We start from the raw sequence: 22,383 nt of genomic DNA, 5'->3' as shown, positions 1-22,383 counted from the left end.
GCCTTTGCGGGGAAGGCGCCGCGTGGCCCCGACGGAGGATTCGGACAACCGTGGACGCGCAAGGCCGTGGGCGGGCGGACAACATCGATCCCGCCGACCAGTGGGTACTCAATCCGAATACCGGCGAATACGAACTGCGACTGGGTACTTCCGCAGCGCAGTCGCAGGTGCCCTCTCCCCGCAGACCGGCCGCCCAGGAGGGCGGCGGTGCGCGGCGCCGCCGTAACGACATGGCCGCCGGGGAGACCCGGGAGATGAGCCCGGTGGGCGGCGCCGAGGTGCCCCGGCCGCGCTCGGCCCGGCGCCGGGGCGGCGAGCCGGAGACCCCGCAGGGGCGACGCGCCGCGCGGCGCCCGACGCAGCGGAACGGGAAGAAGTCGAAGGCCAAGAAGGTCCTCGCGTGGACCGCGGGCGGCACGGCGTTCGTGCTGGTCGCAGCGGGTGCCGCCGGCTATCTCTATCTCCAGCACCTCGAAGGCAACATCAGCTCGACCGACGTCGGCGACGCGGGCTCCAAGGGCTTCAGCAAGGACGAGGCCTTCAACCTCCTGGTCATCGGCACCGACAAGCGCACCGGCAAGGGCAACGAGGGCTACGGCGACGCGGGCAGCGTCGGGCACGCGGACACCGACATCCTGCTGCACGTGTCCAAGGACCGCACGAACGCCACCGCGCTGAGCATCCCGCGCGACCTGATCGTCAACATCCCGGACTGCCCGACGAAGCAGCCGGACGGCAGCACCAAGGTGATCCCCGGCACGGAGAACGTGCGCTTCAACACGAGCCTCGGGCAGGACGGCCGCGACCCGGGCTGCACCATGCGCACCGTCGAGGAGGTCACCGGCATCCACGTGGACCACTTCATGATGGCCGACTTCAACGCGGTGAAGACCCTGTCGACCGCGGTGGGCGGCGTCGAGGTGTGCGTCGCGCACCCGGTGAACGACAAGGAGTCCCATCTGAAGCTGCCCGCGGGCAAGTCGGTGGTGGAGGGCGAGCAGGCCCTCGCCTTCGTGCGCACCCGGCACAGCTTCGGCAACCAGGGCGACCTGGACCGCATCAAGGTCCAGCAGCAGTTCCTGGGTTCGCTGATGCGCAAGATGTCCTCCAGCGACACCCTCACCAACCCCTCCAAGCTGCTGGACCTGGCCGAGGCCGCGACCAAGGCGCTGACCGTCGACACCGGCATCAAGAGCATCAGCACCCTCAAGGACATGGCACTGGAGATGAAGAAGGTGCCGCCGAAGAACATCACCTTCACCACGGTGCCGGTGATAGACAATCCGGCCGAGAAGGTCCACGCGACCGTCGTCGTGAACCAGTCGACGGCACCCGCGGTGTTCCAGGCGATCCAGAACGACGTCTCCTTCACCGACGTGAAGAAGAAGCAGAAGGCGGCGAAGGACGCCCAGGCCGCCCAGCTCAAGGGCAGCAGGTCCGCGCCGTCGGACGTGCGGGTGCGGATCCTCAACGGCGGTGCCCAGCCGGGCAGCGCGCAGGAGGAGCTGTCCTGGCTGCAGACCGACAAGGGCGTGCTGAAGTCGGAGAACGCGGGCAACGCACCGGCCGAGGTGAAGAACACCACGCTGGAGTACGCCCCCGACCAGGCCGCCCAGGCCCGGGAGCTGGCCGCCCTGATGGGGCTGCCCGGCTCGGCGCTCGTCCCCGGCAAGAGCGTGGTCAACTCCCAGGGACTGCCGGCGATGACGCTGACCCTGGGCAAGGACTTCAAGGGCGCCGGTGTCTCGCTCACCGCTCCGTCGAAGGCACCGAAGGTCGACGGGTCGACGGCCGGCGAGGCCAAGTGCGCTTCATAGGTAACCCTTCGGGCCCGTCGTGCGTCTAACCCGACGCGGGACGGGCCCGTTTTCATGACCAGGGGTGGGGCGCAAGGGTGGGGAGGGCAGGAAGTTTGGCGCAGAGCGATGTGCGGGGAGAGGCTCCCGCGGAGGGCGACACGATGTCGCTCACGCCGCGGTCCACGGAGGCGGCGGACGGCTCCGGCCGGCACGGCGGGGGGCGTCCGCCGGGCGGCGCGAAGACCGACCGGCGACGACGCAGACGGCGCGCCCTGCGCTGGTCGGCGAGCGTGCTCGCGGTGGTCATACTCGGCGCGGCGGGCGCCGGCTACCTCTACTACCAGCACCTCAACGGCAACATCCAGAAGGGCACGCGCAGCAGCGGCGACTCCAAGGCGCACAAGACCGCGCCGAACGCCGCAGGGCAGACCCCGCTGAACATCCTGCTGATCGGCTCGGACAGCCGTAACTCGCCCGAGAACCTGAAGCTCGGCGGCAGCAGGGACAGCGTCGGGGGCCCTCCGAACGCGGACGTGCAGATGCTCATCCACCTGTCCGCGGACCGCAAGAGCGCCGCGATGGTGAGCATCCCCCGGGACACCCGGGTCGACATCCCCCGGTGCACGGACTCCGAGACGGGCAAGGTCTACCCGGCGACGAACAACATCATCAACACCACCCTGGCCCGCGGCGGGGCCGGCTGCACGCTGTCCACCTGGGAGAACCTCACCGGGGTCTACATCGACCACTGGATGACGATCGACTTCTCCGGTGTGGTGAGCATGGCGGACGCCATCGGCGGAGTGGACGTCTGTGTGAAGCAGAACGTGTGGGACCACCCGACCGCGGCCCAGCGCGGCGGTTCCGGGCTGAAGCTGACGGCCGGCACGCACAAGGTCCAGGGCGTACAGGCGTTGCAGTGGCTGCGTACCCGGCACGCCTGGGGCAGTGACCTGATGCGGGCCCGCGCCCAGCACATGTACCTGAACTCGATGATGCGCACGCTGCGGCAGCAGAACGTCTTCACCGACACCGGGCGCCTGATGAACCTGGCCGAGGCGGCCACCAAGTCCCTGAAGGTCTCCGAGGAGATCGGTACGGTCAAGAAGCTGTACGACCTGGGCATGGAGATGAAGTCGGTGCCGTCCGACCGCATCACGTCGGTGACGATGCCCAACATCGAGGATCCGCAGGACCCCACGAACCACGTGGTGCCGGACACGGCGAACGCCGACAAGCTGTGGCAGATGCTCCGCGACGACGTGCCGCTCGACAAGAACGGCAAGGACGACAGCGGCGGCAAGGGCGCGGACACGAAGCAGCCCGCGGACAACGCGGACAACACGGACAAGTCCGGGAAGACGGCCAAGGCCGCCTCGACGGACCCGGCCCGGCTCGGAGTGCTGGTGCAGAACGCCACCCAGAGCTCGACCGAGGCGGCGGTGCCGGGCCGGGCGGGGGCGATCAGCCAGGTCCTCGTGCAGCAGGGCTACGCGAGGGCGGCGGCGGACACCTCCGTGACGCAGTCCGTGGACAAGACGGTCGTGCAGTACCCGAGCGCGGACCTGGCGGGCGACGCCCAGGCCGTGGCCAAGGCGCTGGGCGTTCCGGCGGGTTCGGTGCAGCAGTCGACCGGGGTGTCCGGAGTCACGGTCGTCGTCGGCGCGGACTGGCGCACCGGCACGTCGTACCCCCGGCAGTCGAAGCCGAAGGCCGGAGACATCCCCACGGGCTCCGACGCCGTCAACGGCTCGGACACGTCGCAGTGCATGGACGTGTACAAGCCGTATCAGTGGTAGCGGAAGGGCCCCTGCCGGAGAGGGGCCCTGTTCGCCGGCTCAGTGCGAGCTGAGGACCGCCGGCCGCCGGGACGCGATGACCTTCTTCGCCAGCGACCTCGGGCTGGTCAGGAAGCCCCAGCCCCACGACATGTGCATGGTGGCGAGGGCCACGGGGATCTGCAGGCGGGCCTTCAGGGGCAGGCCCCTGCCCGCCGGGACGGAGCCCGCGGCGATCGCCGCGAGGTAGCCGCCGGGGACGACGAAGCCCCACGGGGTGAGAACGGCGCCGACCACGACGCCCGCCGCCAGCGCGCACACCGCGGTCGGCGGGGCGAGGTAGCGCAGGTTGATCGAGCCGGAGTGGTAGCGCGCGACGACGTGCCGCCAACGGCCGTAGTCCTTGTACTGCTTGGCCAGCGCCCGCACGGAGGGCCGCGGCCGGTACGACACCTTCAGCTCCGGCGAGAACCAGATCAGGCCGCCGGCCTCCCGTATGCGGAAGTTCAGCTCCCAGTCCTGGGCGCGGATGAACTCCTCGTTGTAGCCGCCCTGCCGCTCCAGCGCCTCCCGGCGGAAGACGCCGAGGTAGACCGTCTCGGCGGGGGCGGCCTCGCCGCCCGTGTGGAAGGCGGCGTTCCCGACCCCGATCTTCGAGGTCATGGCGGCCGCGACCGCGTGCTCCCAGTCGTTCTCGCCCTCGGCGTGCATGATGCCGCCGACGTTCTGCGCGCCGGTCTCCTCCAGGAGCCGGACGGCGGTCGTGATGTAGTTCGGCGAGAGGATGCCGTGGCCGTCGACGCGGACCACGATCGGATGCCGGGAGGCCTTGATCGCCGCGTTCAGCGCCGCGGGCGTACGGCCGGTCGGGTTCGCAACGGTGTGCACGCGCGCGTCTTCGGCCACGAGCCGGGCCGCGATCTCGTCCGTGCGGTCCGTGGACGGACCGAGGGCGATCACGACTTCCATCTCGCCGGCGTACTCCTGCGCGAGGATCGCTTGGACGGCGCCGCGCAGATGCCGCTCCTCGTTGAGGACGGGCATGATCACGGAAACAGCGGGGAGCCGCACGTCGGACTTGGCGTTCATAGGGGGCTCACGTTACCGCGAACGGGGGACACCTTTGCGTGCCGCAGGGGCGCAGGACCGGGCTGGAGATCGTATCGGCCTACCGTGCTCACGGATCCCACGTACGGCCTCGCCCGGAGGTGTCCCCCTTGGCCAGCCCGCCCCGGTCCCCCGCGCCTCCGCAGCGCCGACCGCAGCCGCCCCGCCGTGTGCCGCGCCCGCCCGTACGGCCGGTGAGGTCCCTGCGCACTCCCCGCCGGCCGCGTTGGGCCATGCGGGCGCTGTGCACACTGTCCGTGGTGGTGCTGGCCTCGGCCGGGATCGGACACACGGTGATCAGCAGCCTGGACGCGGGCATCGCACGAGTCGACGCGTTCAAGGACATGAAGAACCGGCCCCGGGCGGGCCACGGCATGAACGTGCTGCTGGTCGGCACCGACGGCCGCGACAAGATCACCGAGCAGGAGCGGCGGGCGTACCGGCTGGGCGGGGCGCCCTGTCACTGCACGGACACGATGATGATCGTGCACATCTCGGAGAACCGGGACCGGGCCACCGTGGTGAGCCTGCCACGCGACTCCTACGCCGAGGTGCCCGCCCGCACCGACGCGGCCACCGGGCAGCAGCACCCGGCGCACCCGATCAGGCTGAACGCCGCCTACTCCGAGGGCGGCCCCCAGCTGACCGTCCGCGCGGTCGAGAACATGACCCATGTGAAGATCGACCACTATCTGGAGGTCGACTTCACCAGCTTCATGAAGACCGTGGACGTCCTCGGCGGGGTGAAGATCTGCACGCCGACCCCGCTGAAGGACACGTACAGCGGGCTCGACCTCGCGCCCGGCACGCACACCCTCAAGGGCGGGCAGGCGCTGCAGTACGTGCGGGCCCGGCACGTCGACGGCACCAGCGACCTGGGGCGGATGAAGCGGCAGCAGCGGTTCCTGGCCTCGCTGATCGAGAAGGCCGCCTCCTCGGGGGTGCTGCTGAACCCGATGCGGTTCAGGGACGTGGCGAGGGCGGTGCTCGGCTCGGTCCGCGCCGACGAGACCTTCGGCACGGACGAGCTGCTCGACCTCGGCCGGGCCATGCGGGACTTCTCGCCCTCCTCCTCCGAGTTCGTCACCGTGCCCATCGGGCAGATGAACTACGAGGTCAGGGGCATCGGCTCGACCCTGAAGTGGGACCAGGCCAAGGCGGACGAGCTGTTCACCTCCCTGCGCGACGACAAGCCGCTCACCGCGGACCAGCCACGGCACGACGGCCCGGCACCGGCCCCGGTGACCCCGGTGGACGTGGATCCGGGGCAGGTCCGGGTCCAGGTGGCGAACGGCTCGGCCACCCTGGGACTGGCCAAGCGGGTGGACGCGGCGCTGGCGGCGGCGGGCTTCACCACGACCCGGCAGCCGGTGACGGCCCCGGCCCATGTCCCGCACTCGGTCATCTCCTACGACCCCCGCTGGGACCGCTCCGCCCGCGCCCTCGCCGCGGCCCTGCCGGGCGCCGAGCTGCGGGCCGTACCGGGGCAGGGGCAGTTGCTGAGGCTGACGGTCGCGGCGGACTTCAAGGACGTGCACAAGGTGCGCTTCGAGGACCCCGGGCAGCCGGCCCCGCGCGCGGTGCGCGGCAGCGACGTGGTGTGCGCGGGGTCCTAGGACCCGGTCAGTCCTCGAACCCCTCGGCATGGCGCCGCTCCCGCAGCTCCCGGATCGCCCGGCGGCGGGCCAGGCGGTGCGTGCGGCGGATCTGGGCCTCCTGGTAGCGGCGCCGGTCGCGGTCGGTCTCCGGAACCACCGCGGGCACCCGGCGCGGCTTGCCGTCGGCGTCGACGGCGGCGAAGACCAGGTAGGCCGAGCCGACCTGCGTCGCCGGGGCCGACTCGTTCCAGCGCTCGGCCAGGACCCGGACGCCGACCTCCATGGAGGTCCGGCCGGTCCAGTTGACCTGGGCCTTCACATGAACCAGGTCGCCGACGCGGACCGGCTCCAGGAAGGCCATCTCGTCCATGGACGCGGTGACGGCGGGACCGCCGGAGTGCCGGCCCGCCACCGCGCCCGCCGCGTCGTCGACCAGCTTCATGATCACGCCGCCGTGCACCGTGCCCAGAAGGTTGGTGTCGTTGTGGGTCATGATGTGGCTGAGAGTGGTGCGTGAGGCGGACGTCGGCTTGCCCGGTATTTCCGGTTCCATGTCCCGTTCCACGTCCGTGGCCTGGTCTGTCATGCCCTCCACCTTATGCCGATGCGAACTTCGCGGAATTTGTGTCGGCTTCGCAACAGCGCCGCTCCTATTTTCCGACAGCCCTTGTACGGCCCATGTCCGCGCCCTGCACACTGGGCCCATGAATGACTGGCCCGAGGGATGGTCCGACGACAACCGCGGCCCGCGCTACGGGCGCGGCAGCTCCGACGCACAGCCGGAGGGCGCCCAGGTGATGCGCCAGGTGCGGCGCGGCCCGGCGACACCGCCCGGGCAGCGCTCGGCGTACGGCAACCGCGGCCCGGCCGCCCCGCCGTACGGGGCGGCCGGCGTGCCGCAGCAGCCGTCGTACGACGACGGTTACGGCGAGTACGACAGCGGCTACAACACGGGTCAGGTCTACGGCGGTCCGGGCGGGGGCGGGCCGGAGGGGCCCGGCGGTGCGCCGGTCCGAGGGGCGCGTCCCGCGCCGAACTGGCGGCGGCGGATCAAGTGGACCGTGCTCACGCTGGCGACCGTGCTGGTCGTCACGTCGGTCGCGACCTACTTCTGGGCCGACTCCAAGCTGCGCCGCGAGGTCGACCTGTCCACGGTCATCGACCGTCCGGCATCGGGCTCGGGCACGAACTACCTGATCGTCGGCTCGGACAGCCGCGAGGGCATGTCCAAGGCCGACGAGCAGAAGCTGCACACCGGTTCCGCCCAGGGCAAGCGCACGGACTCGATGATGATCCTGCACGTCGGCGACAACGGCGACACGCTGGTCTCGCTGCCGCGCGACTCGAACGTGACCGTCCCGTCGTACAAGGGCTCCACGTCCGGGAAGGTCTACCCGACTCAGGGCCGGCAGGAGAAGCTCAACGCGACCTACGCCGAGGACGGGCCGACGCTGCTGGTCCGCACGATCGAGGCGAACACGGGTCTGCACATCGACCACTACGTGGAGATCGGCTTCCAGGGCTTCGCAAACATCGTGGACGCGGTCGGCGGTGTCGAGATCAACATCGACAAGGGCTTCTCGGACAAATGGTCCGGCGCGAACTTCAAGGCGGGCCAGCAGACGCTGAACGGCGCACAGGCCCTCGCCTTCGTCCGCACCCGGCACGCCTTCGCCGCGAGCGACCTCCAGCGCACCAAGAACCAGCAGAAGTTCCTGTCGGCACTGGCCCACCAGGTGGCGACGCCCTCGACGATCCTGAACCCCTTCACGTTCTACCCGGTGATGGGCGCGGGCCTGGACTCGCTGATCGTCGACAAGAACATGGGCCTGTGGGACCTGGCCTCGATGTTCTGGGCGATGAAGGGGGTCCAGGGCGGTGCCGGCACGTCCCTGAACATGCCGATCTCCGGCTCGGTCGGCGGCAACCTCGTCTGGGACAAGACGAAGGTGAAGACGCTGGTGGACGAGCTGAACAACGACCAGAAGGTCACCGTCTCCGGCAACTAGACCGGTCCGTGCACGCAGCCGAGGGCGCCCCCGTGGGCGCCCTCCGCCGTACCGCGCTCTCACATAGCGGCGCCCGCCATCGCCCGGCACATCTGCGCCGCGCGGCGACACGCCTCCGCGCAGCGCATCATCTGCGGATCGTCCGGCATCGTCATACACGCCTCGACACACATGTCGCACGCCTTGGCGCACATCGCGCACATCTCGCCCGCCATGGGCGAGCGGCGCATCATCATGTCGGCGCACATGCGGGTCGTCTCGGAGCAGTCCATGAGCGCACGCATGATCTTCATCTGCACCTGCCCGCCCATGTGCATGCAGGAGCTCATGGTCTCCTCGCACATACGGTGCGCGGTCATGCAGGCGTCGACGCACTCCTGCATCTGCTGCGTCATGGGCTTCATCGTCATTCCGGACTGGGTCATGGCTCCTCCTGGGGGAAGTGGGACCCTTGGACGGGCCCCCGCGTGCTTCCGTCCTATGTCAGGCGCCGGGGTCCCGCATGTGACCGACCGGTCGGCAAGTGCCCCCGGGCAGCGAAAAGGCGCCCCTGAGGGCGCCTTTCACCGAGCCGTGAACTCCCGTGCCGTCACGGCAGGTTGCGGGCCATCACGATCCGCTGAACTTGGTTCGTGCCCTCATAAATCTGGGTGATCTTGGCGTCGCGCATCATCCGCTCCACCGGGTAGTCACGGGTGTAGCCGTAGCCGCCGAGCAGCTGGACGGCGTCCGTGGTGACCTCCATGGCCACGTCCGAGGCGAAGCACTTGGCGGCGGCGCCCAGGTAGGTGAGGTCGGCGTCGCCGCGTTCGGAGGCGGCGGCGGCCTGGTAGGTGAGGGCGCGGGCGGCCGAGATCTTCATCGACATGTCCGCGAGCATGAACTGGATGCCCTGGAAGTCGGCGATCGGCTTGCCGAACTGCTTGCGCTCCTGGACATAGCCCTTGGCGTAGTCGAAGGCGCCCTGGGCGACACCGAGCGCCTGGGCGGCGATGGTGATGCGGGTGTGGTCCAGGGTCTTCATGGCGGTCGCGAAGCCGGTGCCCTCCGCGCCGATCATGCGGTCGGCGGGGATGCGGACGTTGTCGAAGTAGACCTCGCGGGTCGGGGAGCCCTTGATGCCGAGCTTCTTCTCCGGGGCGCCGAAGGAGACGCCCTCGTCCGACTTCTCGACGACGAAGGCGGAGATGCCCTTGGTGCGCTTGGCGGGGTCGGTCACGGCCATGACCGTGTAGTAGTCGGAGACGCCCGCGTTGGTGATCCAGCGCTTCACGCCGTTGAGGACGTAGTGGTCGCCGTCGCGGACCGCCTTGGTCGTCATGCCGCCGGCGTCCGAGCCCGCCTCCGGCTCTGAGAGGCAGTACGAGAACATCGCGTCGCCCTTGGCCAGGGGGGACAGGTACTTCTTCTTCAGGTCCTCCGAGCCGGAGAGGATCACCGGGAGCGAGCCGAGCTTGTTCACGGCGGGGATCAGGGAGGAGGAGACGCAGGCACGGGCGACCTCCTCGATCACGATGACGGTCGCGAGCGCGTCGGCGCCGGCGCCGCCGTACTCCTCGGGTACGTGCACGGCGTGCAGGTCGCCCGCCACGAGGGCGTCGTGGGCCTCCTGCGGGAAGCGGGCCTCCTCGTCCACCGCCGCGGCGTACGGCGCGATCTTCGCCTCGACCAGGGAACGGACGGCGTCGCGGAGCATGTCGTGCTCCTCGGACGGGCGGTACAGGTCGAAGTCAGCCGATCCGGCCACGGTCTCTCACGCTCCAAAGACGCAGTGATACTGACGCTAATTACCGTTAAGTAACTCAAATTTTAGAGGCCTGCCCGCGCCGCGCCTACGTGAGCTACACGACAGCGGGGAAATTGCCCGGTGAGGTGCCCGACTATGCTCGGGGCCGCATCACCGACGTACCCGAGTCCGAGCTGGAGCGCACCCCCATGAGCCTGAAGATCACTGTGATCGGCACCGGCTACCTCGGCGCCACGCACGCCGCCGCCATGGCCGAACTCGGCTTCGAGGTGCTCGGGCTCGACGTCGTCCCCGAGAAGATCGCCCTGCTGGAGCGCGGCGAGACGCCGATGTACGAGCCGGGGCTGGACGAGCTGCTGCGCAAGCACGTCGCCGGGATCGAGGGGTCGAGCGGGCGGCTGCGGTTCACCACCGACTGGGCCGAGATCGGCGCCTTCGGCGATGTCCACTTCGTCTGCGTGAACACCCCGCAGAAGCATGGCGAGTACGCCTGCGACATGTCGTACGTCGATTCCGCCATCGCCTCGCTCGCCCCGCACCTGGACCGCCCGGCCCTGGTCGTCGGCAAGTCGACCGTGCCCGTCGGCTCGGCCGAGCGGCTGGCGGCGTACCTGGCCGCGAACGCCCCGGTGGGCGCGGAGGCGGAGCTGGCCTGGAACCCGGAGTTCCTGCGCGAGGGCTTCGCCGTGCAGGACACCCTGCACCCGGACCGGATCGTGGTGGGCGTGCGCGGGGAGCGCGCCGAGAAGCTGCTGCGCGAGGTGTACGCCGTCCCCGTCGGCGAGGGCACGCCGTTCGTCGTGACCGACTTCCCGACCGCCGAGCTGGTGAAGACGGCCGCGAACTCCTTCCTCGCCACCAAGATCTCCTTCATCAACGCGATGGCGGAGGTGTGCGAGGCCGCCGGCGGTGACGTGGTGAAGCTCGCGGAGGCCATCGGGTACGACGAGCGGATCGGAGCCAAGTTCCTGCGCGCGGGCGTCGGCTTCGGCGGCGGGTGTCTGCCGAAGGACATCCGGGCGTTCATGGCGCGGGCCGGCGAGCTGGGCGCCGACCAGGCGCTGACCTTCCTGCGCGAGATCGACTCCATCAACATGCGCCGACGCGGTCAGATGGTCGAGATGACCCGCGAGGCGCTCGGCGGCGGATCCTTCCTCGGCAGGCGGATCGCGGTGCTGGGCGCCACCTTCAAGCCCGACTCGGACGACGTCCGCGACTCGCCCGCGTTGAACGTGGCCGGTCAGATCCACCTCCAGGGCGGCCAGGTCACCGTGTACGACCCGAAGGGCATGGACAACGCCCGCAAGGTCTTCCCGACGCTCGGCTACGCCGACTCGGCGCTGGAGGCCGTGCGCGGCGCCGACGCCGTGCTGCACCTGACCGAGTGGCGCGCGTTCCGCGAGCTGGACCCGGCGGCGCTCGGCGAGGTCGCGGCGGCCCGCCTCATCCTGGACGGGCGCAACGCGCTCGACCCGCAGCTGTGGCGCCGGGCGGGCTGGACGTACCGGGCGATGGGCCGCCCCACGGCGTAGCCGTCCGGGACGACGCCGGTTCGGCCGAGGCTCAGTCGGCCGAACCGGCGTCCTCCCGCATTCTGCACCACCGGACACATACCCGGCCGGTGAACTGCCTGTGAATCGCCGCGCTTCACGCGCGCCGCTGTGCCGCCCGGACCATGAAGTCCGCGCTGCGGAGCACCCGTTGGACGTTGCCCCAGGTCAGCAGGGACAGCTCGGTCTCGGCCCAGCCGCGGCGCAGGAGCTCGGCGATCAGGTGGGGGTAGCGCGAGGCGTCGGCGAGGTCCCGGGGGTGGACGGCGCCGGAGTCGTAGGTGCCGGACAGGCCGACGCACTGCGGGCCGGCCACGTCGCGGACGTGGTCGAGATGGTCGGCGACGTCCCTGACCGTCGGCCCGGTCTGCTCGGCGGTCAGCGGCACCATGCACACCCCCTTCGCCGCGCCCAGCGCCGTGAGCAGCTCGTCGGTCAGGTTGGCCGGGTGCGGGCGCAGCTCGCGGGCGGCGGAGCGGGTGCACAGCACCGGGGTCTTGGACAGGGCGAGGGTGCGTTCGACGGTGGCGGCACAGGCGCCGGAGACGTCCGCCAGCACGCCGATGCGGTTCATCTCGCGGACCACCTCCTCGCCGAACCGGCTCAGCCCCCGCTCCCCCGCCCAGGCCGTACCGGTCAGGGTGAGGACGCGCAGGCCGAGGGTGCGCAGGATCCGCAGGATGCCGAGGGAGTCGTCGAGCGCGGCGGCGTACGCGGGGCCCGGCACCACGGCGACCCGGCCGCAGTTGCGGGCGTCGATGACCTGGCCCGCGGTGCCCACCAGGCGCAGGCCCTCCGGATGCGACTCGATCACCGTGCGCACCTGGTCCAGCTGCTCCAGGGTCGCCGCCGTCGCCCGGTCGCCGCCGGGGCCCTCGGGCAGGTGCAGCGACCAGAACACCACGCCCACGTGGCCCTCGCGCATCCGGGGCACATCGGTGTCGACGGCCGCCTCGCCCAGCTCCAGGTCGTACCAGGGCAGATGGCGCAGGGCCCAGGGCAGTCCGCTGTAGCCGTCGGCGACGGGGTGCTCGGAGAGCAGCGCGTGGGCCCGCACCAGGAGCGCGCCGGGATCGTCCTGCGCGAAGGGGTCGTCCGGCAGGCCCTCGCCCGCGCCGGCCTCGGTGGTCGTGGGTATGCCGTGCTGGAGGTCGGCCATGGCGGCTCCGTACGTCGTCGTGAGCTACGTCGTGGTTGAGCTACCTCGTGGTGAAGGCGTACTCGTCACGGTCGCACGGAGGGAGCGGGAGCTTCCTGGTGAGTGGGGCGTTCGGGGGTACGCCGGTCAGCTGTCGCGTGCCGTGCGGATGACCTCGTCCAGGGTGTCGCGGGAGCGTACGAGGTCGGCGATCATCCGGTCGATGCGGGCACGCTCGGCGGTGAGGTCCTCGACCAGGCGCGGGGTGGCGATGGCGGAGGGGCCGCCGTCCTGGTCGCGCATGCAGGGCAGCAGTTGCCGGATCTTCTCGCTGTGCAGCCCGGCCGCGTACAGCTCCTGGATCCTGATGACCCGGTCGACGGCCGGCTCGGGGTAGTCGCGATGGCCGCCGGGGGTGCGCTCGGCGGCGAGCAGACCCTGGGTCTCGTAGTAGCGCAGCGACCGCTCGCTCACCCCGGTGCGCCGGGCCAGTTCGCCGATCCGCATGTCCGCCTCCGCCGGATGAGGGCTTGAATCTCACATCGGTGTCAAGTTCTACCGTGCCGGCATGACGCGGACAACGGACACCACAGACTTCCTCGCCCCCGCCCGGCTCGGCCGGCTCGAACTCCCCCACCACCTCGTGATGGCCCCGCTCACCCGCAATCGCGCCGAGGCCGACGGCACCCCCTCCGACCTCATGGTCACCCACTACGCCCAGCGGGCCTCCGCCGGGCTGATCGTCGCCGAGGGCTCGACGCCGAACGCGGTCGGGCAGACGTACCCGGACATCACCGCGATCCACACCGACCGGCACCAGGAGGGCTGGCGGAAGGTCACCGACGCGGTCCGCGCGGCCGGCGGGCGGATGTTCCTCCAGCTCCAGCACGGCGGCCGCGTCAGCCACCCGGCGACCACCGGGCTGACCCCCGTCGCCCCGTCCGCCGTGCCGCTGCCGGAGACGATCTTCACTGCCGGAGGACACCGTCCGGCCGCCGTGCCGAGGGAGATGACCGCCGACGACATCCGTACGACGATCGCCGACTTCGCCGCCGCCGCGCGACGGGCGGTCGACGCGGGCTTCGAGGGGGTCGAGGTGCACGCGGCCAACGGGATGCTGCTGCACCAGTTCCTCGCGGACAACACCAACCGGCGCGACGACGCCTACGGCGGCCCGGCCGGGCGGCGGGTGCGGTTCGCGGTGGAGGTGACCGAGGCGGTGGCCGACGCGGTCGGCGCCGACCGGGTGGGCGTCCGGATCTCCCCCGCCTCCACCGTCAACGGCGTGCGCGAGGAGGACACCGACGGCCTCTACGCCACGCTCCTCGCCCGGCTGACGGGGCTCGACCTCGCCTATCTGCACCTGGTGCGCTCCGACCCGGCGGCCGGCTGGTACCGGCGGATCCGCGCCGCCTGGCCCGGCGTCCTGATCGGCAACCCGGACCTGACCGACCTGTCGGGCGAGGCCGTCGCCCGCGCCTCCCGGGAGATGCTGGCCGCCGGGGCCGACCTGGTCGCGCTCGGCCGGCCGTTCCTCGCCAACCCGGACCTGGTCGAGCGACTGCGCCGCGGCGCACCCCTCAACCCGGTCCGGGACCGGTACTTCATGTACGTGGGCGGGGCCGCCGGCTACAACGACTACCCCGCCCTCGACGCGCCCGACGCTCAGACGTCGCCGTCGAGCGACTCGATCGTGGCGTTGGACGGGGCGCGCGTCGCCTGAAGACCGCGGGCCACGTCCTCCGCGGCGCCCAGCACCCGCACGGCGTTCTGCCAGGTCAGCTTGGCCAGGTCGGCCTTGGACCAGCCGCGCTCCAGCAGCTCGGCGAGCAGGTTCGGGTAGCCGGAGACGTCGTTCAGGCCGTCCGGCGTGAAGGCGGTGCCGTCGTAGTCGCCGCCGATGCCCAGGTGGTCGATGCCGGCCACCTCGCGCATGTGGTCCAGGTGGTCCGCCACCGTGGACACCGTGGCGATCGGGCGCGGGTTGCGCTCCTCGAAGGCGCGGTGGATCTTCATCGCCTCCGCCGTCGAGGCGAGGTGGTGGAAGCCGTGCGCGCGCATGTTCTCGTCGGCGGCCAGGGTCCAGTCGACGGCCGCCTGGAGCACGAACTTCGGCACGAACGTCACCATCGCCATGCCGCCGTTGGCGGGCAGCCGCTCCAGCACGTCGTCCGGGATGTTGCGCGGGTGGTCGCACACGGCGCGCGCGGAGGAGTGCGAGAAGATCACCGGCGCGGACGTGGTGTCCAGCGCGGCCCGCATCGTCGTGGCCGCCACGTGGGAGAGGTCGACCAGCATGCCGAGGCGGTTCATCTCCCGGACGACCTCGCGGCCGAACGCCGACAGACCGCCGACCTTCGGCTCGTCGGTCGCCGAGTCCGCCCAGTCGTTGTTGTCGTTGTGGGTGAGCGTCATGTAGCGCACGCCCAGCTCGTACAGACCGCGCAGGGTGCCCAGCGAGTTGTCGATCGAGTGCCCGCCCTCCGCGCCCATCAGGGAGGCGATACGGCCCTCCGCGCGCGCCGCCTCCATGTCGGCGGCGGTCAGCGCGGCCCGCAGGTCGGCGGGGTGCCGGGCGATCAACTGCCGTACGCAGTCGATCTGTTCGAGGGTGGCCGGCACCGCGCCGGGCAGGTCCGAGCGCACGTACACCGACCAGTACTGCGCGCCGACACCGCCCTCGCGCAGGCGGGGGATGTCGGTGTGCAGGTGCTCGTTCTGCGGTACGGCGATGTCGCGGGCGGCGAGGTCGTAGCGGACCTGTTCGCGCAGTGCCCAGGGCAGGTCGTTGTGGCCGTCGACGACGGGGAACTCGCGGAGCAGGGACCGTGCTTCGTCAGTTGAGGTCATTACGTCTTACTTCCCGAAGCCGAAGCCGCTCGACCCCTCGACCTTGGCGCGCAGCCGTTTGCCCTTCTCGGTGGCCTGGTCGTTGAGGTCGTGCTGGAAGTCGCGCATCTTGTGCAGCAGGTCCTCGTCGTGCGTGGCGAGGATCCGGGCCGCGAGCAGTCCGGCGTTGCGGGCGCCGGCGACGGAGACGGTGGCGACGGGCACACCGGCCGGCATCTGCACGATGGACAGCAGCGAGTCCATGCCGTCCAGGTACTTCAGCGGCACGGGCACGCCGATGACCGGCAGAGGGGTCACGGAGGCGAGCATGCCGGGCAGGTGGGCGGCGCCGCCCGCGCCCGCGATGATCACCTTCAGGCCGCGGTCGGCGGCCTGCTCGCCGTACGTGACCATCTCGCGCGGCATGCGGTGCGCGGAGACGACGTCGACCTCGTAGGCGATCTCGAACTCGTCCAGGGCCTGGGCGGCGGCCTCCATGACGGGCCAGTCGGAGTCCGAACCCATGACGATGCCCACGACGGGGCCGGCGGCGGTACTCATTCGGTGATGGTGCCTCTCAGGTAGCCGGCAGCGTGACGGGCGCGCTCCAGCACGTCGTCCAGGTCGTCGCCGTAGGTGTTGACGTGTCCGACCTTGCGGCCGGGCTTCACGTCCTTGCCGTACATGTGGATCTTGAGCTTGGGGTCGCGGGCCATGCAGTGCAGGTACGCGGAGTACATGTCCGGGTAGTCGCCGCCCAGGACGTTGACCATGACCGTCCACGGGGCGCGCGGGCGCGGGTCGCCGAGCGGCAGGTCGAGGACCGCGCGGACGTGGTTGGCGAACTGGCTGGTGATCGCGCCGTCCTGGGTCCAGTGGCCGGAATTGTGCGGTCGCATCGCCAGTTCGTTGACGAGGACACGGTCGTCACGGGTCTGGAACAGCTCGACGGCGAGATGCCCGACGACGCCGAGCTCCTTCGCGATCCGCAGCGCCATCTCCTCGGCCTGGAGCGCGAGGGTCTCGGGCAGGCCGGGGGCGGGCGCGATCACGGTGTCGCAGACGCCGTTCACCTGCCGGGACTCGACGACCGGGTAGGCGACGGCCTGGCCGTGCGGGGAGCGGACGACGCAGGCGGACAGCTCGCGGACGTAGTCGACCTTCTCCTCGGCGAGGACCGGGACACCGGCACGGAACGGCTCCGCGGCCTCCTCGGGGGTCTCCACGACCCACACGCCCTTGCCGTCGTAGCCGCCGCGGACGGTCTTGAGGACGACCGGGAAGCCGCCCGTCCGTCGCCCGCCACCGCCCTTGCCGGAGGGCACTTCGTGCCCGCCCCCTCTGAGCTCCGCAGCGAAGCGGACCACGTCCTCCGGGTCGGCCACGATCCGGTGCCGGGGGCACGGAACGCCGATCGCGTCGAGCTTCGCGCGCATCACGCCCTTGTCCTGGGCGTGCACCAGCGCGTCGGGCCCAGGGCGCACGGGAATGCCGTCCGCCTCCAGGGCCCTGAGGTGCTCGGTGGGCACGTGTTCGTGATCGAAGGTGATCACATCGCACCCGCGCGCGAAGTCACGCAGCGTGTCCAGATCGAGATAGTCGCCGATGACGACGTCACTCACGACCTGCGCCGCGGAATCCTGAGGGGTGTCACTGAGGAGCTTGAACCTGATGCCCAACGGGATGCCCGCTTCGTGCGTCATACGCGCGAGCTGCCCCCCGCCGACCATGCCGACTACCGGGAACGTCACGCCTATAGCGTATCGGCCACTTCGAGGCAGCCGGATCGCGTCCCTCGCACGGCCTCTTACCGCGGGCTTCCCGACCTCTTTCCGGACTGTTTCCCAGCTGTGGCCTGGAGCGCAGGCGGCGGCCGGTTCACCTGGTTAGCATGGCTGGGCTGACGAAACCTACCGACGGGAGCTGCCCAGCCATGGAACCTCGTTCCTCGGGGCTGCAACGACTCGTGCGCGAGGTGGCCAAGTTCGGCACCGTCGGTGTCGCGGGCATCTTTGTCAATCTCGCTGTCTTCAACCTGGTGCGACACGCCTCCGGCCTGCCGGTCGTGCGCGCGAGCATCATCGCGACCGTGGTCGCCATCGCCTTCAACTACGTCGGTTTCCGTTACTGGACGTACCGGGACCGTGAGAAGAGCGGCCGCACCAAGGAACTCACGCTGTTCCTGTTCTTCAGTGCGATCGGCCTCGTGATCGAGAACGGCGTGCTGTACGCGGCGACCTACGGCATGGGCTGGGACAGCTCGCTGCAGAGCAACATCTTCAAGTTCGTGGGCATCGGCGTCGCCACGCTCTTCCGCTTCTGGTCGTACCGCACCTGGGTGTTCCGGGTGCAGCCGGCGCAGGAGGCGGAGTCGATCCTGGCGGCCGCGTCGCAGACGTCGCGGACCGAGCCGGAACCGAAGACGCAGCGAGTCCCGTAGGACACGCGCACACCGAGCAGCACGAAGTGGGCCCCCGACCGGGGGCCCACTTTTCTGTGCCTCGGCTTTCTGTGCCTCAGCGGACCGTCGGCCGGCTCTCGTCCGCCTTGCGGGCCGGCGGGGTGCGGGAGAGGAACAGGCCGAAGACCGGGGGCGCGGTCTGCAGGAGCTCCAGACGACCGCCGTCGGCCTCCGCGAGGTCGCGGGCGACGGCCAGGCCGATCCCCGTGGAGTTGCGGCCGCTGATCGTGCGCTCGAAAATGCGCGCGCCGAGGTCGGCCGGGACGCCGGGGCCCTCGTCGGTGACCTCGACCACGGCCTGGTTGCCGGTGACCCGGGTACGCAGCGCGACCGTGCCGCCACCGTGCATGAGGGAGTTCTCGATCAGCGCCGCCAGCACCTGGGCGACCGCGCCCGGCGTCCCGACGGCCTGGAGATGGCGCTTGCCGGAGCTGACGATGGCCCGGCCGGCGCTGCGGTAGGCGGGCCGCCACTCGGCGAGCTGCTGCTGGATGACCTCGTCCAGGTCGAAGGTGACGGCGGAGCCGGTGCGCGGGTCGCGGGAGTTCGTCAGCAGCCGCTCGACCACGTCCGTGAGCCGCTCGACCTGGGTGAGCGCGACGTTCGCCTCTTCCTTCACGATGTCCGGGTCATCCGTGAGGGTGATTTCCTCCAGCCGCATCGAGAGCGCGGTCAGCGGGGTGCGCAGCTGGTGGGAGGCGTCGGCGGCGAGCCGTCGCTCGGCGGTCAGCATCCGCCCGATCCGCTCGGCGGAGGAGTCCAGCACATCGGCGACCCGGTCCAGCTCGGGGACGCCGTAGCGCTTGTGCCGTGGGCGCGGGTCGCCGGAGCCGAGGCGCTCGGCGGTCTCGGCGAGATCGGTCAGCGGGGACGAGAGCTTGTTGGCCTGGCGGACGGCGAGCAGGACGGCGGCGACGACGGCGAGCAGCGCGACCAGCCCGATGATCAGCAGGGTGCGGCCGACCTCCCGGGTCACCGCGGAGCGCGGCTCCTGCACGGTGACCGTCTCGCCCTCCTCGCCGTGCTGGGTGGAGTGGATCACGTCACCCTGCGGCTTGGTGCCGATCTCGATCGGGGGCTGTCCGGGCATGCGGATGACCGCGTACTGCTCCTTGCTGACCGGATTGCGCAGCACGTCCGCGTTGACGTTCTCCGCGGCGAGGACCCTGCTGTCCACGATGCTGGCCAGCCGCACCGCCTCGGAGTCCACCCGCTCCTGGGCGCTGTTGCTGATCGTCCGGGACTCGACGATCACCAGGGAGACGCCGAAGACGGCGATCACGACGAGGACGACGGCGAGGGTGGACTGGATGAGACGTCGGCGCATGTTCCGTTACCTGAGGTGATCGGCCCGGAGGGAGCACGGCCCCCCGGCGGGGCTCAGCTCTTCTCGAAGCGGAAGCCCACGCCGCGGACCGTGGCGATGTAGCGAGGGTTCGCCGCGTCGTCGCCGAGCTTCTTGCGCAGCCAGGAGATGTGCATGTCGAGGGTCTTGGTGGACGACCACCACGTGGTGTCCCAGACCTCGCGCATCAGCTGGTCGCGCGTGACGACCCGGCCGGCGTCGCGCACCAGCACCCGCAGCAGGTCGAACTCCTTGGCGGTGAGCTGGAGTTCCTCGTCGCCCATCCACGCGCGGTGCGACTCGACGTCGATCCGGACGCCGTGGGTGGCCGGCGGCTGCTGCGGCTCGGCGGCGCCGCGGCGCAGCAGGGCCCGTACGCGGGCGAGCAGTTCGGCGAGCCGGAAGGGCTTGGTGACGTAGTCGTCGGCGCCCGCGTCCAGACCGACGACGGTGTCCACCTCGTCGGCCCGCGCGGTCAGGATGAGGATCGGCACGGTGTGGCCGTCGGCCCGCAGCCGGCGCGCGACCTCCAGGCCGTCCATGCCGGGCAGTCCCAGGTCCAGTACGACCAGATCGACGCCGCCCTGCATTCCGGCGTCGAGCGCGGTGGGGCCGTCCTCGCGCACCTCGACCTCGTAACCTTCCCGGCGTAGGGCGCGAGCCAGCGGCTCCGAGATGGACGCGTCGTCCTCGGCGAGCAGTACACGGGTCATAGAGGTGATGGTAGACCGCCCGCGCGCCTCGCTGGGGTGTGATCGCTTCCTGGAACTCTTACCTTGCTGAACTGCTGGTTCGGACCATCGGTCCGGAGATGCGATCGTGGAGGGACCTTCGAAATCGTTCCTGCGGTTCCCTTGACACCTGTGATCCGCGTCTCAAGTCCTTCCATATCCGGCAGTGTCCTGCCGTACAGTGACGTGAACGCCTGTAGTACATCCGGGGACCTTTGGCGGGCATCTGACGCTGAAGGTCTCTTTTGTGTACGGGCTGGCGACCGCCAGCCTTGAAAGGAATGACCTCTGGCCGGGCCCCGGACGCACCGTCGCGTCGGGGCGTGGATCCCGGTGGTCGCCGTCCGCCGCTTCCGTGATCCGGAGACGGACTCCCCCTCGGCGTGGGGGTGGACGACCGACCTCGCCGGTGCCGGCCACACCCCCACCGGGCGCGCAACGCTCCAGCAGCGCGTCCCGACCAGCAAGGAACGACCATGGCGTCCAGCCTGACGAAGGACTCGGTCCGCCCGGGCACCCCCGGCTCCGAGAAGACCTTCTTCGGCCACCCCCGCGGCCTGGCCACCCTCTTCATGACCGAGATGTGGGAGCGTTTCTCCTACTACGGCATGAGGGCCCTGCTCCCGCTGTACCTGGTGGCCCCGGGTGGCCTCCACCTGAGCGCGGGCACGGCGACCGCCATCTACTCGGTGTACGTGTCGCTCGTGTACCTGCTCGCCCTGCCCGGCGGCTGGTTCGCCGACCGCGTGCTCGGCCCCCGCAAGACGGTCGCCGTCGCGGGCCTGATCATCATGCTCGGCCACCTGTGCCTGGCCCTGCCCGTCGCCGCGAGCTTCTTCGTCGGCCTGGGTCTGGTCGCCATCGGTTCCGGTCTGCTGAAGGCCAACATCTCCACGATGGTCGGCCACCTCTACAAGGGCGCCGACGACCCCCGCCGTGACGGTGGCTTCACGCTCTTCTACATCGGCATCAACGTCGGCGCCTTCGTCGCGCCCCTGGTCATCGGCACGGTCGGCGAGAACGTCAACTGGCACCTGGGCTTCGCGCTCGCCGCGCTCGGCATGGCGCTGGGTCTGGCCCAGTACCTGCTCGGCGGCCGCCACCTGAGCGAGAAGAGCAGCGAGGTCCCGACCCCGCTGACCGCCCAGGAGAGGTCCGCGACCCTGCGCAAGGGCCTGATCTGGCTGGCCGTCGCGGCCGTCTTCTACGGCGTCGTCGGCGGCACCGGTCACTTCACGCTGAACTGGGCGCTGATCCCGCTCACGATCATCGGCCTGATCGTGCCGGTCCTGGTCATCGCCCGCATCCGCCGGGACAAGGACCTGGACGCGGGCGAGAAGTCGAAGGTGACGGCGTACGTCTGGTTCTTCGTGGCCGCCGCCGTCTTCTGGATGATCTACGACCAGGGTGGTTCGACCCTGTCGCTGTTCGCGAGCAGCTCGGCCAACAACACGATCTTCGGCTGGGGCTTCCCGGTCTCCTGGTACCAGTCGGTCAACCCGGTCATGATCATGGCGCTGGCGCCGGTCTTCGCCTGGCTGTGGCTGTGGCTGAACCGGCGCGGCAGCGAGCCGAGCACGATCGTGAAGTTCGCATCCGGTCTGGTGCTGATCGGTGTCTCCTTCTTCGTCTTCCTCGCTCCGCTGTCCATCGCCGAGGGCGGTCACAAGGCCGCCGCGATGTGGATCGTCGGTATCTACTTCGTGCAGACCATCGGTGAGCTGACGCTGTCGCCGGTCGGCCTGTCGGTGACGACGAAGATGGCGCCGAAGAAGTACGCCTCCCAGATGATGGGTGTCTGGTTCCTCGCGGTCACCGCGGGCGACTCGATCACCGCGCTGCTCTCGAACCCGGCCGTCGGCGGCGTCAACCTCGACAAGCAGGGCTTCGTCGCCCTGGAGGCCGTGCTCGCCGTGCTCGCCGGTGCGGCGGTGTGGATGTACCGCAAGAAGGTCAACAAGCTGATGGGCGACGTGCACTAGTCACTGCCGCTGGGTCTGGCCGAAGAGGGCCGCCGCATCCACATGGGTGCGGCGGCCCTCTTGGTATGCGCGAGGCAGCGCGCAGCGCCCTGGGGGCCGGCCTCGGTGTGCGACCGCGGGCCCGTCGGCGACCGACGACAACGCGGCTGGGGGTGCCCCCTCCGGGGGAGCGCGTGCCAGACAGCGCACGGCAGGCGGGAATGTGACGACAGGCCCTAGTACTGCAACCGCATCTGGGGGTTGTGCCCTCGACGTTTGTAGTGGGAGCGGCGGGCTCGTGCCTGGCTGTGTCTACGGAAGTGTGACCAG

At 70.6% G+C, this 22,383-nt stretch carries 19 protein-coding genes; 8 read left to right on the top strand and 11 right to left on the bottom strand.

Translation table 11 applies throughout. The features are described 5' to 3' along the window. The first annotated feature begins 50 nt into the window (after window positions 1-50). Both ACZ4MF_RS40645 and ACZ4MF_RS40640 read left to right on the top strand, forming a co-directional pair. Window positions 51-1,817 carry an LCP family protein gene (locus tag ACZ4MF_RS40645; protein ID WP_467498279.1) on the top strand — a complete coding sequence of 589 codons (1,767 nt, stop codon included), beginning with the start codon at window positions 51-53 and terminating at the stop codon, window positions 1,815-1,817. 143 nt (window positions 1,818-1,960) lie between these two features. Further along, window positions 1,961-3,598, top strand: a complete 1,638-nt coding sequence (locus tag ACZ4MF_RS40640) for an LCP family protein (protein ID WP_467498277.1) — start codon at window positions 1,961-1,963, stop codon at window positions 3,596-3,598. Between the two features lie 39 nt (window positions 3,599-3,637). Here ACZ4MF_RS40640 and ACZ4MF_RS40635 read toward each other — a convergent pair whose 3' ends face one another. Further along, the gene (locus tag ACZ4MF_RS40635; protein WP_356035509.1) at window positions 3,638-4,666 is read right to left on the bottom strand and encodes a glycosyltransferase family 2 protein; all 1,029 of its coding nucleotides are present in this window, start codon (window positions 4,664-4,666) and stop codon (window positions 3,638-3,640) included. 128 nt (window positions 4,667-4,794) lie between these two features. On the opposite strand from ACZ4MF_RS40635, the gene ACZ4MF_RS40630 reads away from it, so the two are divergent. Next, complete coding sequence (locus tag ACZ4MF_RS40630) at window positions 4,795-6,300, top strand: LCP family protein (RefSeq protein ID WP_467498274.1); 1,506 nt, start codon at window positions 4,795-4,797, stop codon at window positions 6,298-6,300. Between the two features lie 7 nt (window positions 6,301-6,307). Here ACZ4MF_RS40630 and ACZ4MF_RS40625 read toward each other — a convergent pair whose 3' ends face one another. Next, the gene (locus ACZ4MF_RS40625; RefSeq protein WP_467498272.1) at window positions 6,308-6,868 is read right to left on the bottom strand and encodes an acyl-CoA thioesterase; all 561 of its coding nucleotides are present in this window, start codon (window positions 6,866-6,868) and stop codon (window positions 6,308-6,310) included. 118 nt (window positions 6,869-6,986) lie between these two features. On the opposite strand from ACZ4MF_RS40625, the gene ACZ4MF_RS40620 reads away from it, so the two are divergent. Further along, on the top strand, window positions 6,987-8,291 hold the full coding sequence (locus ACZ4MF_RS40620; protein WP_467498270.1) for an LCP family protein: 1,305 nt from the start codon (window positions 6,987-6,989) through the stop codon (window positions 8,289-8,291). Window positions 8,292-8,350: 59 nt separating this feature from the next. Here ACZ4MF_RS40620 and ACZ4MF_RS40615 read toward each other — a convergent pair whose 3' ends face one another. Then, the gene (locus ACZ4MF_RS40615) at window positions 8,351-8,716 is read right to left on the bottom strand and encodes a four-helix bundle copper-binding protein (RefSeq protein ID WP_467498269.1); all 366 of its coding nucleotides are present in this window, start codon (window positions 8,714-8,716) and stop codon (window positions 8,351-8,353) included. Between the two features lie 164 nt (window positions 8,717-8,880). Continuing rightward, complete coding sequence (locus ACZ4MF_RS40610) at window positions 8,881-10,038, bottom strand: acyl-CoA dehydrogenase family protein (RefSeq protein WP_356035522.1); 1,158 nt, start codon at window positions 10,036-10,038, stop codon at window positions 8,881-8,883. 188 nt (window positions 10,039-10,226) lie between these two features. On the opposite strand from ACZ4MF_RS40610, the gene ACZ4MF_RS40605 reads away from it, so the two are divergent. Beyond that, entirely contained in the window at window positions 10,227-11,570 is a 1,344-nt protein-coding gene (locus ACZ4MF_RS40605; RefSeq protein WP_467498319.1) for a UDP-glucose dehydrogenase family protein, read from the top strand. Between the two features lie 115 nt (window positions 11,571-11,685). Here ACZ4MF_RS40605 and ACZ4MF_RS40600 read toward each other — a convergent pair whose 3' ends face one another. Continuing rightward, the gene (locus ACZ4MF_RS40600) at window positions 11,686-12,747 is read right to left on the bottom strand and encodes a dipeptidase (RefSeq protein ID WP_467498267.1); all 1,062 of its coding nucleotides are present in this window, start codon (window positions 12,745-12,747) and stop codon (window positions 11,686-11,688) included. A 126-nt stretch (window positions 12,748-12,873) separates the two neighbouring features. Then, window positions 12,874-13,233, bottom strand: a complete 360-nt coding sequence (locus tag ACZ4MF_RS40595; RefSeq protein ID WP_467498265.1) for a MerR family transcriptional regulator — start codon at window positions 13,231-13,233, stop codon at window positions 12,874-12,876. 61 nt (window positions 13,234-13,294) lie between these two features. On the opposite strand from ACZ4MF_RS40595, the gene ACZ4MF_RS40590 reads away from it, so the two are divergent. Then, a complete protein-coding gene (locus ACZ4MF_RS40590) occupies window positions 13,295-14,449 on the top strand; it encodes an alkene reductase (RefSeq protein WP_467498263.1) in 1,155 nt (384 codons plus the stop codon). Here the strand turns inward: ACZ4MF_RS40590 and ACZ4MF_RS40585 are convergent. From ACZ4MF_RS40585 to ACZ4MF_RS40575, 3 genes are read right to left on the bottom strand one after another with little or no spacing between them, the layout of a single operon-like run. After that, entirely contained in the window at window positions 14,392-15,576 is a 1,185-nt protein-coding gene (locus ACZ4MF_RS40585; RefSeq protein ID WP_467498261.1) for a dipeptidase, read from the bottom strand. The two genes, ACZ4MF_RS40590 and ACZ4MF_RS40585, sit on opposite strands and share 58 nt — an antisense overlap. A 6-nt stretch (window positions 15,577-15,582) precedes the next feature. Then, window positions 15,583-16,116, bottom strand: coding sequence for a 5-(carboxyamino)imidazole ribonucleotide mutase (purE, locus tag ACZ4MF_RS40580; protein WP_356035532.1), 534 nt, complete (start codon window positions 16,114-16,116; stop codon window positions 15,583-15,585). Further along, window positions 16,113-17,306, bottom strand: coding sequence for a 5-(carboxyamino)imidazole ribonucleotide synthase (locus tag ACZ4MF_RS40575; RefSeq protein WP_467498259.1), 1,194 nt, complete (start codon window positions 17,304-17,306; stop codon window positions 16,113-16,115). The genes purE and ACZ4MF_RS40575 overlap by 4 nt, the downstream gene beginning before the upstream one ends. A gap of 182 nt (window positions 17,307-17,488) precedes the next feature. Between ACZ4MF_RS40575 and ACZ4MF_RS40570 the strand changes: the two genes are divergently transcribed. Next, the gene (locus tag ACZ4MF_RS40570; protein WP_467498257.1) at window positions 17,489-17,995 is read left to right on the top strand and encodes a GtrA family protein; all 507 of its coding nucleotides are present in this window, start codon (window positions 17,489-17,491) and stop codon (window positions 17,993-17,995) included. A gap of 76 nt (window positions 17,996-18,071) precedes the next feature. Here the strand turns inward: ACZ4MF_RS40570 and ACZ4MF_RS40565 are convergent, their stop codons facing one another. Both ACZ4MF_RS40565 and ACZ4MF_RS40560 read right to left on the bottom strand, forming a co-directional pair. After that, on the bottom strand, window positions 18,072-19,343 hold the full coding sequence (locus ACZ4MF_RS40565; RefSeq protein ID WP_467498255.1) for an ATP-binding protein: 1,272 nt from the start codon (window positions 19,341-19,343) through the stop codon (window positions 18,072-18,074). A 53-nt stretch (window positions 19,344-19,396) separates the two neighbouring features. Then, a complete protein-coding gene (locus ACZ4MF_RS40560) occupies window positions 19,397-20,074 on the bottom strand; it encodes a response regulator transcription factor (protein WP_020940464.1) in 678 nt (225 codons plus the stop codon). 494 nt (window positions 20,075-20,568) lie between these two features. Between ACZ4MF_RS40560 and ACZ4MF_RS40555 the strand changes: the two genes are divergently transcribed. Then, window positions 20,569-22,074: a peptide MFS transporter gene (locus ACZ4MF_RS40555; protein WP_467498253.1), complete on the top strand. Its 1,506-nt coding sequence runs from the start codon at window positions 20,569-20,571 to the stop codon at window positions 22,072-22,074. The last annotated feature ends 309 nt before the right edge of the window (window positions 22,075-22,383 follow it).

It is taken from the genome of Streptomyces sp. NPDC025793, from assembly GCF_055558375.1.
The sequence above is the reverse complement of the archived record's forward strand: the minus strand, read 5'-3'. Positions and strand labels throughout refer to the sequence as shown.

What these genes read in the sequence shown, in the direction of transcription:
- ACZ4MF_RS40640 (WP_467498277.1), top strand. Translation starts at nt 1,961, where the DNA reads ATGTCGCTCACGCCGCGGTCCACGGAGGCGGCGGACGGCTCCGGCCGG.
- ACZ4MF_RS40635 (WP_356035509.1), bottom strand. Translation starts at nt 4,666, where the DNA reads ATGAACGCCAAGTCCGACGTGCGGCTCCCCGCTGTTTCCGTGATCATG.
- ACZ4MF_RS40625 (WP_467498272.1), bottom strand. Translation starts at nt 6,868, where the DNA reads ATGACAGACCAGGCCACGGACGTGGAACGGGACATGGAACCGGAAATA.
- ACZ4MF_RS40620 (WP_467498270.1), top strand. Translation starts at nt 6,987, where the DNA reads ATGAATGACTGGCCCGAGGGATGGTCCGACGACAACCGCGGCCCGCGC.
- ACZ4MF_RS40615 (WP_467498269.1), bottom strand. Translation starts at nt 8,716, where the DNA reads ATGACCCAGTCCGGAATGACGATGAAGCCCATGACGCAGCAGATGCAG.
- ACZ4MF_RS40605 (WP_467498319.1), top strand. Translation starts at nt 10,227, where the DNA reads ATGAGCCTGAAGATCACTGTGATCGGCACCGGCTACCTCGGCGCCACG.
- ACZ4MF_RS40600 (WP_467498267.1), bottom strand. Translation starts at nt 12,747, where the DNA reads ATGGCCGACCTCCAGCACGGCATACCCACGACCACCGAGGCCGGCGCG.
- ACZ4MF_RS40595 (WP_467498265.1), bottom strand. Translation starts at nt 13,233, where the DNA reads ATGCGGATCGGCGAACTGGCCCGGCGCACCGGGGTGAGCGAGCGGTCG.
- ACZ4MF_RS40590 (WP_467498263.1), top strand. Translation starts at nt 13,295, where the DNA reads ATGACGCGGACAACGGACACCACAGACTTCCTCGCCCCCGCCCGGCTC.
- ACZ4MF_RS40585 (WP_467498261.1), bottom strand. Translation starts at nt 15,576, where the DNA reads ATGACCTCAACTGACGAAGCACGGTCCCTGCTCCGCGAGTTCCCCGTC.
- purE (WP_356035532.1), bottom strand. Translation starts at nt 16,116, where the DNA reads ATGAGTACCGCCGCCGGCCCCGTCGTGGGCATCGTCATGGGTTCGGAC.
- ACZ4MF_RS40570 (WP_467498257.1), top strand. Translation starts at nt 17,489, where the DNA reads ATGGAACCTCGTTCCTCGGGGCTGCAACGACTCGTGCGCGAGGTGGCC.
- ACZ4MF_RS40565 (WP_467498255.1), bottom strand. Translation starts at nt 19,343, where the DNA reads ATGCGCCGACGTCTCATCCAGTCCACCCTCGCCGTCGTCCTCGTCGTG.
- ACZ4MF_RS40560 (WP_020940464.1), bottom strand. Translation starts at nt 20,074, where the DNA reads ATGACCCGTGTACTGCTCGCCGAGGACGACGCGTCCATCTCGGAGCCG.
- ACZ4MF_RS40555 (WP_467498253.1), top strand. Translation starts at nt 20,569, where the DNA reads ATGGCGTCCAGCCTGACGAAGGACTCGGTCCGCCCGGGCACCCCCGGC.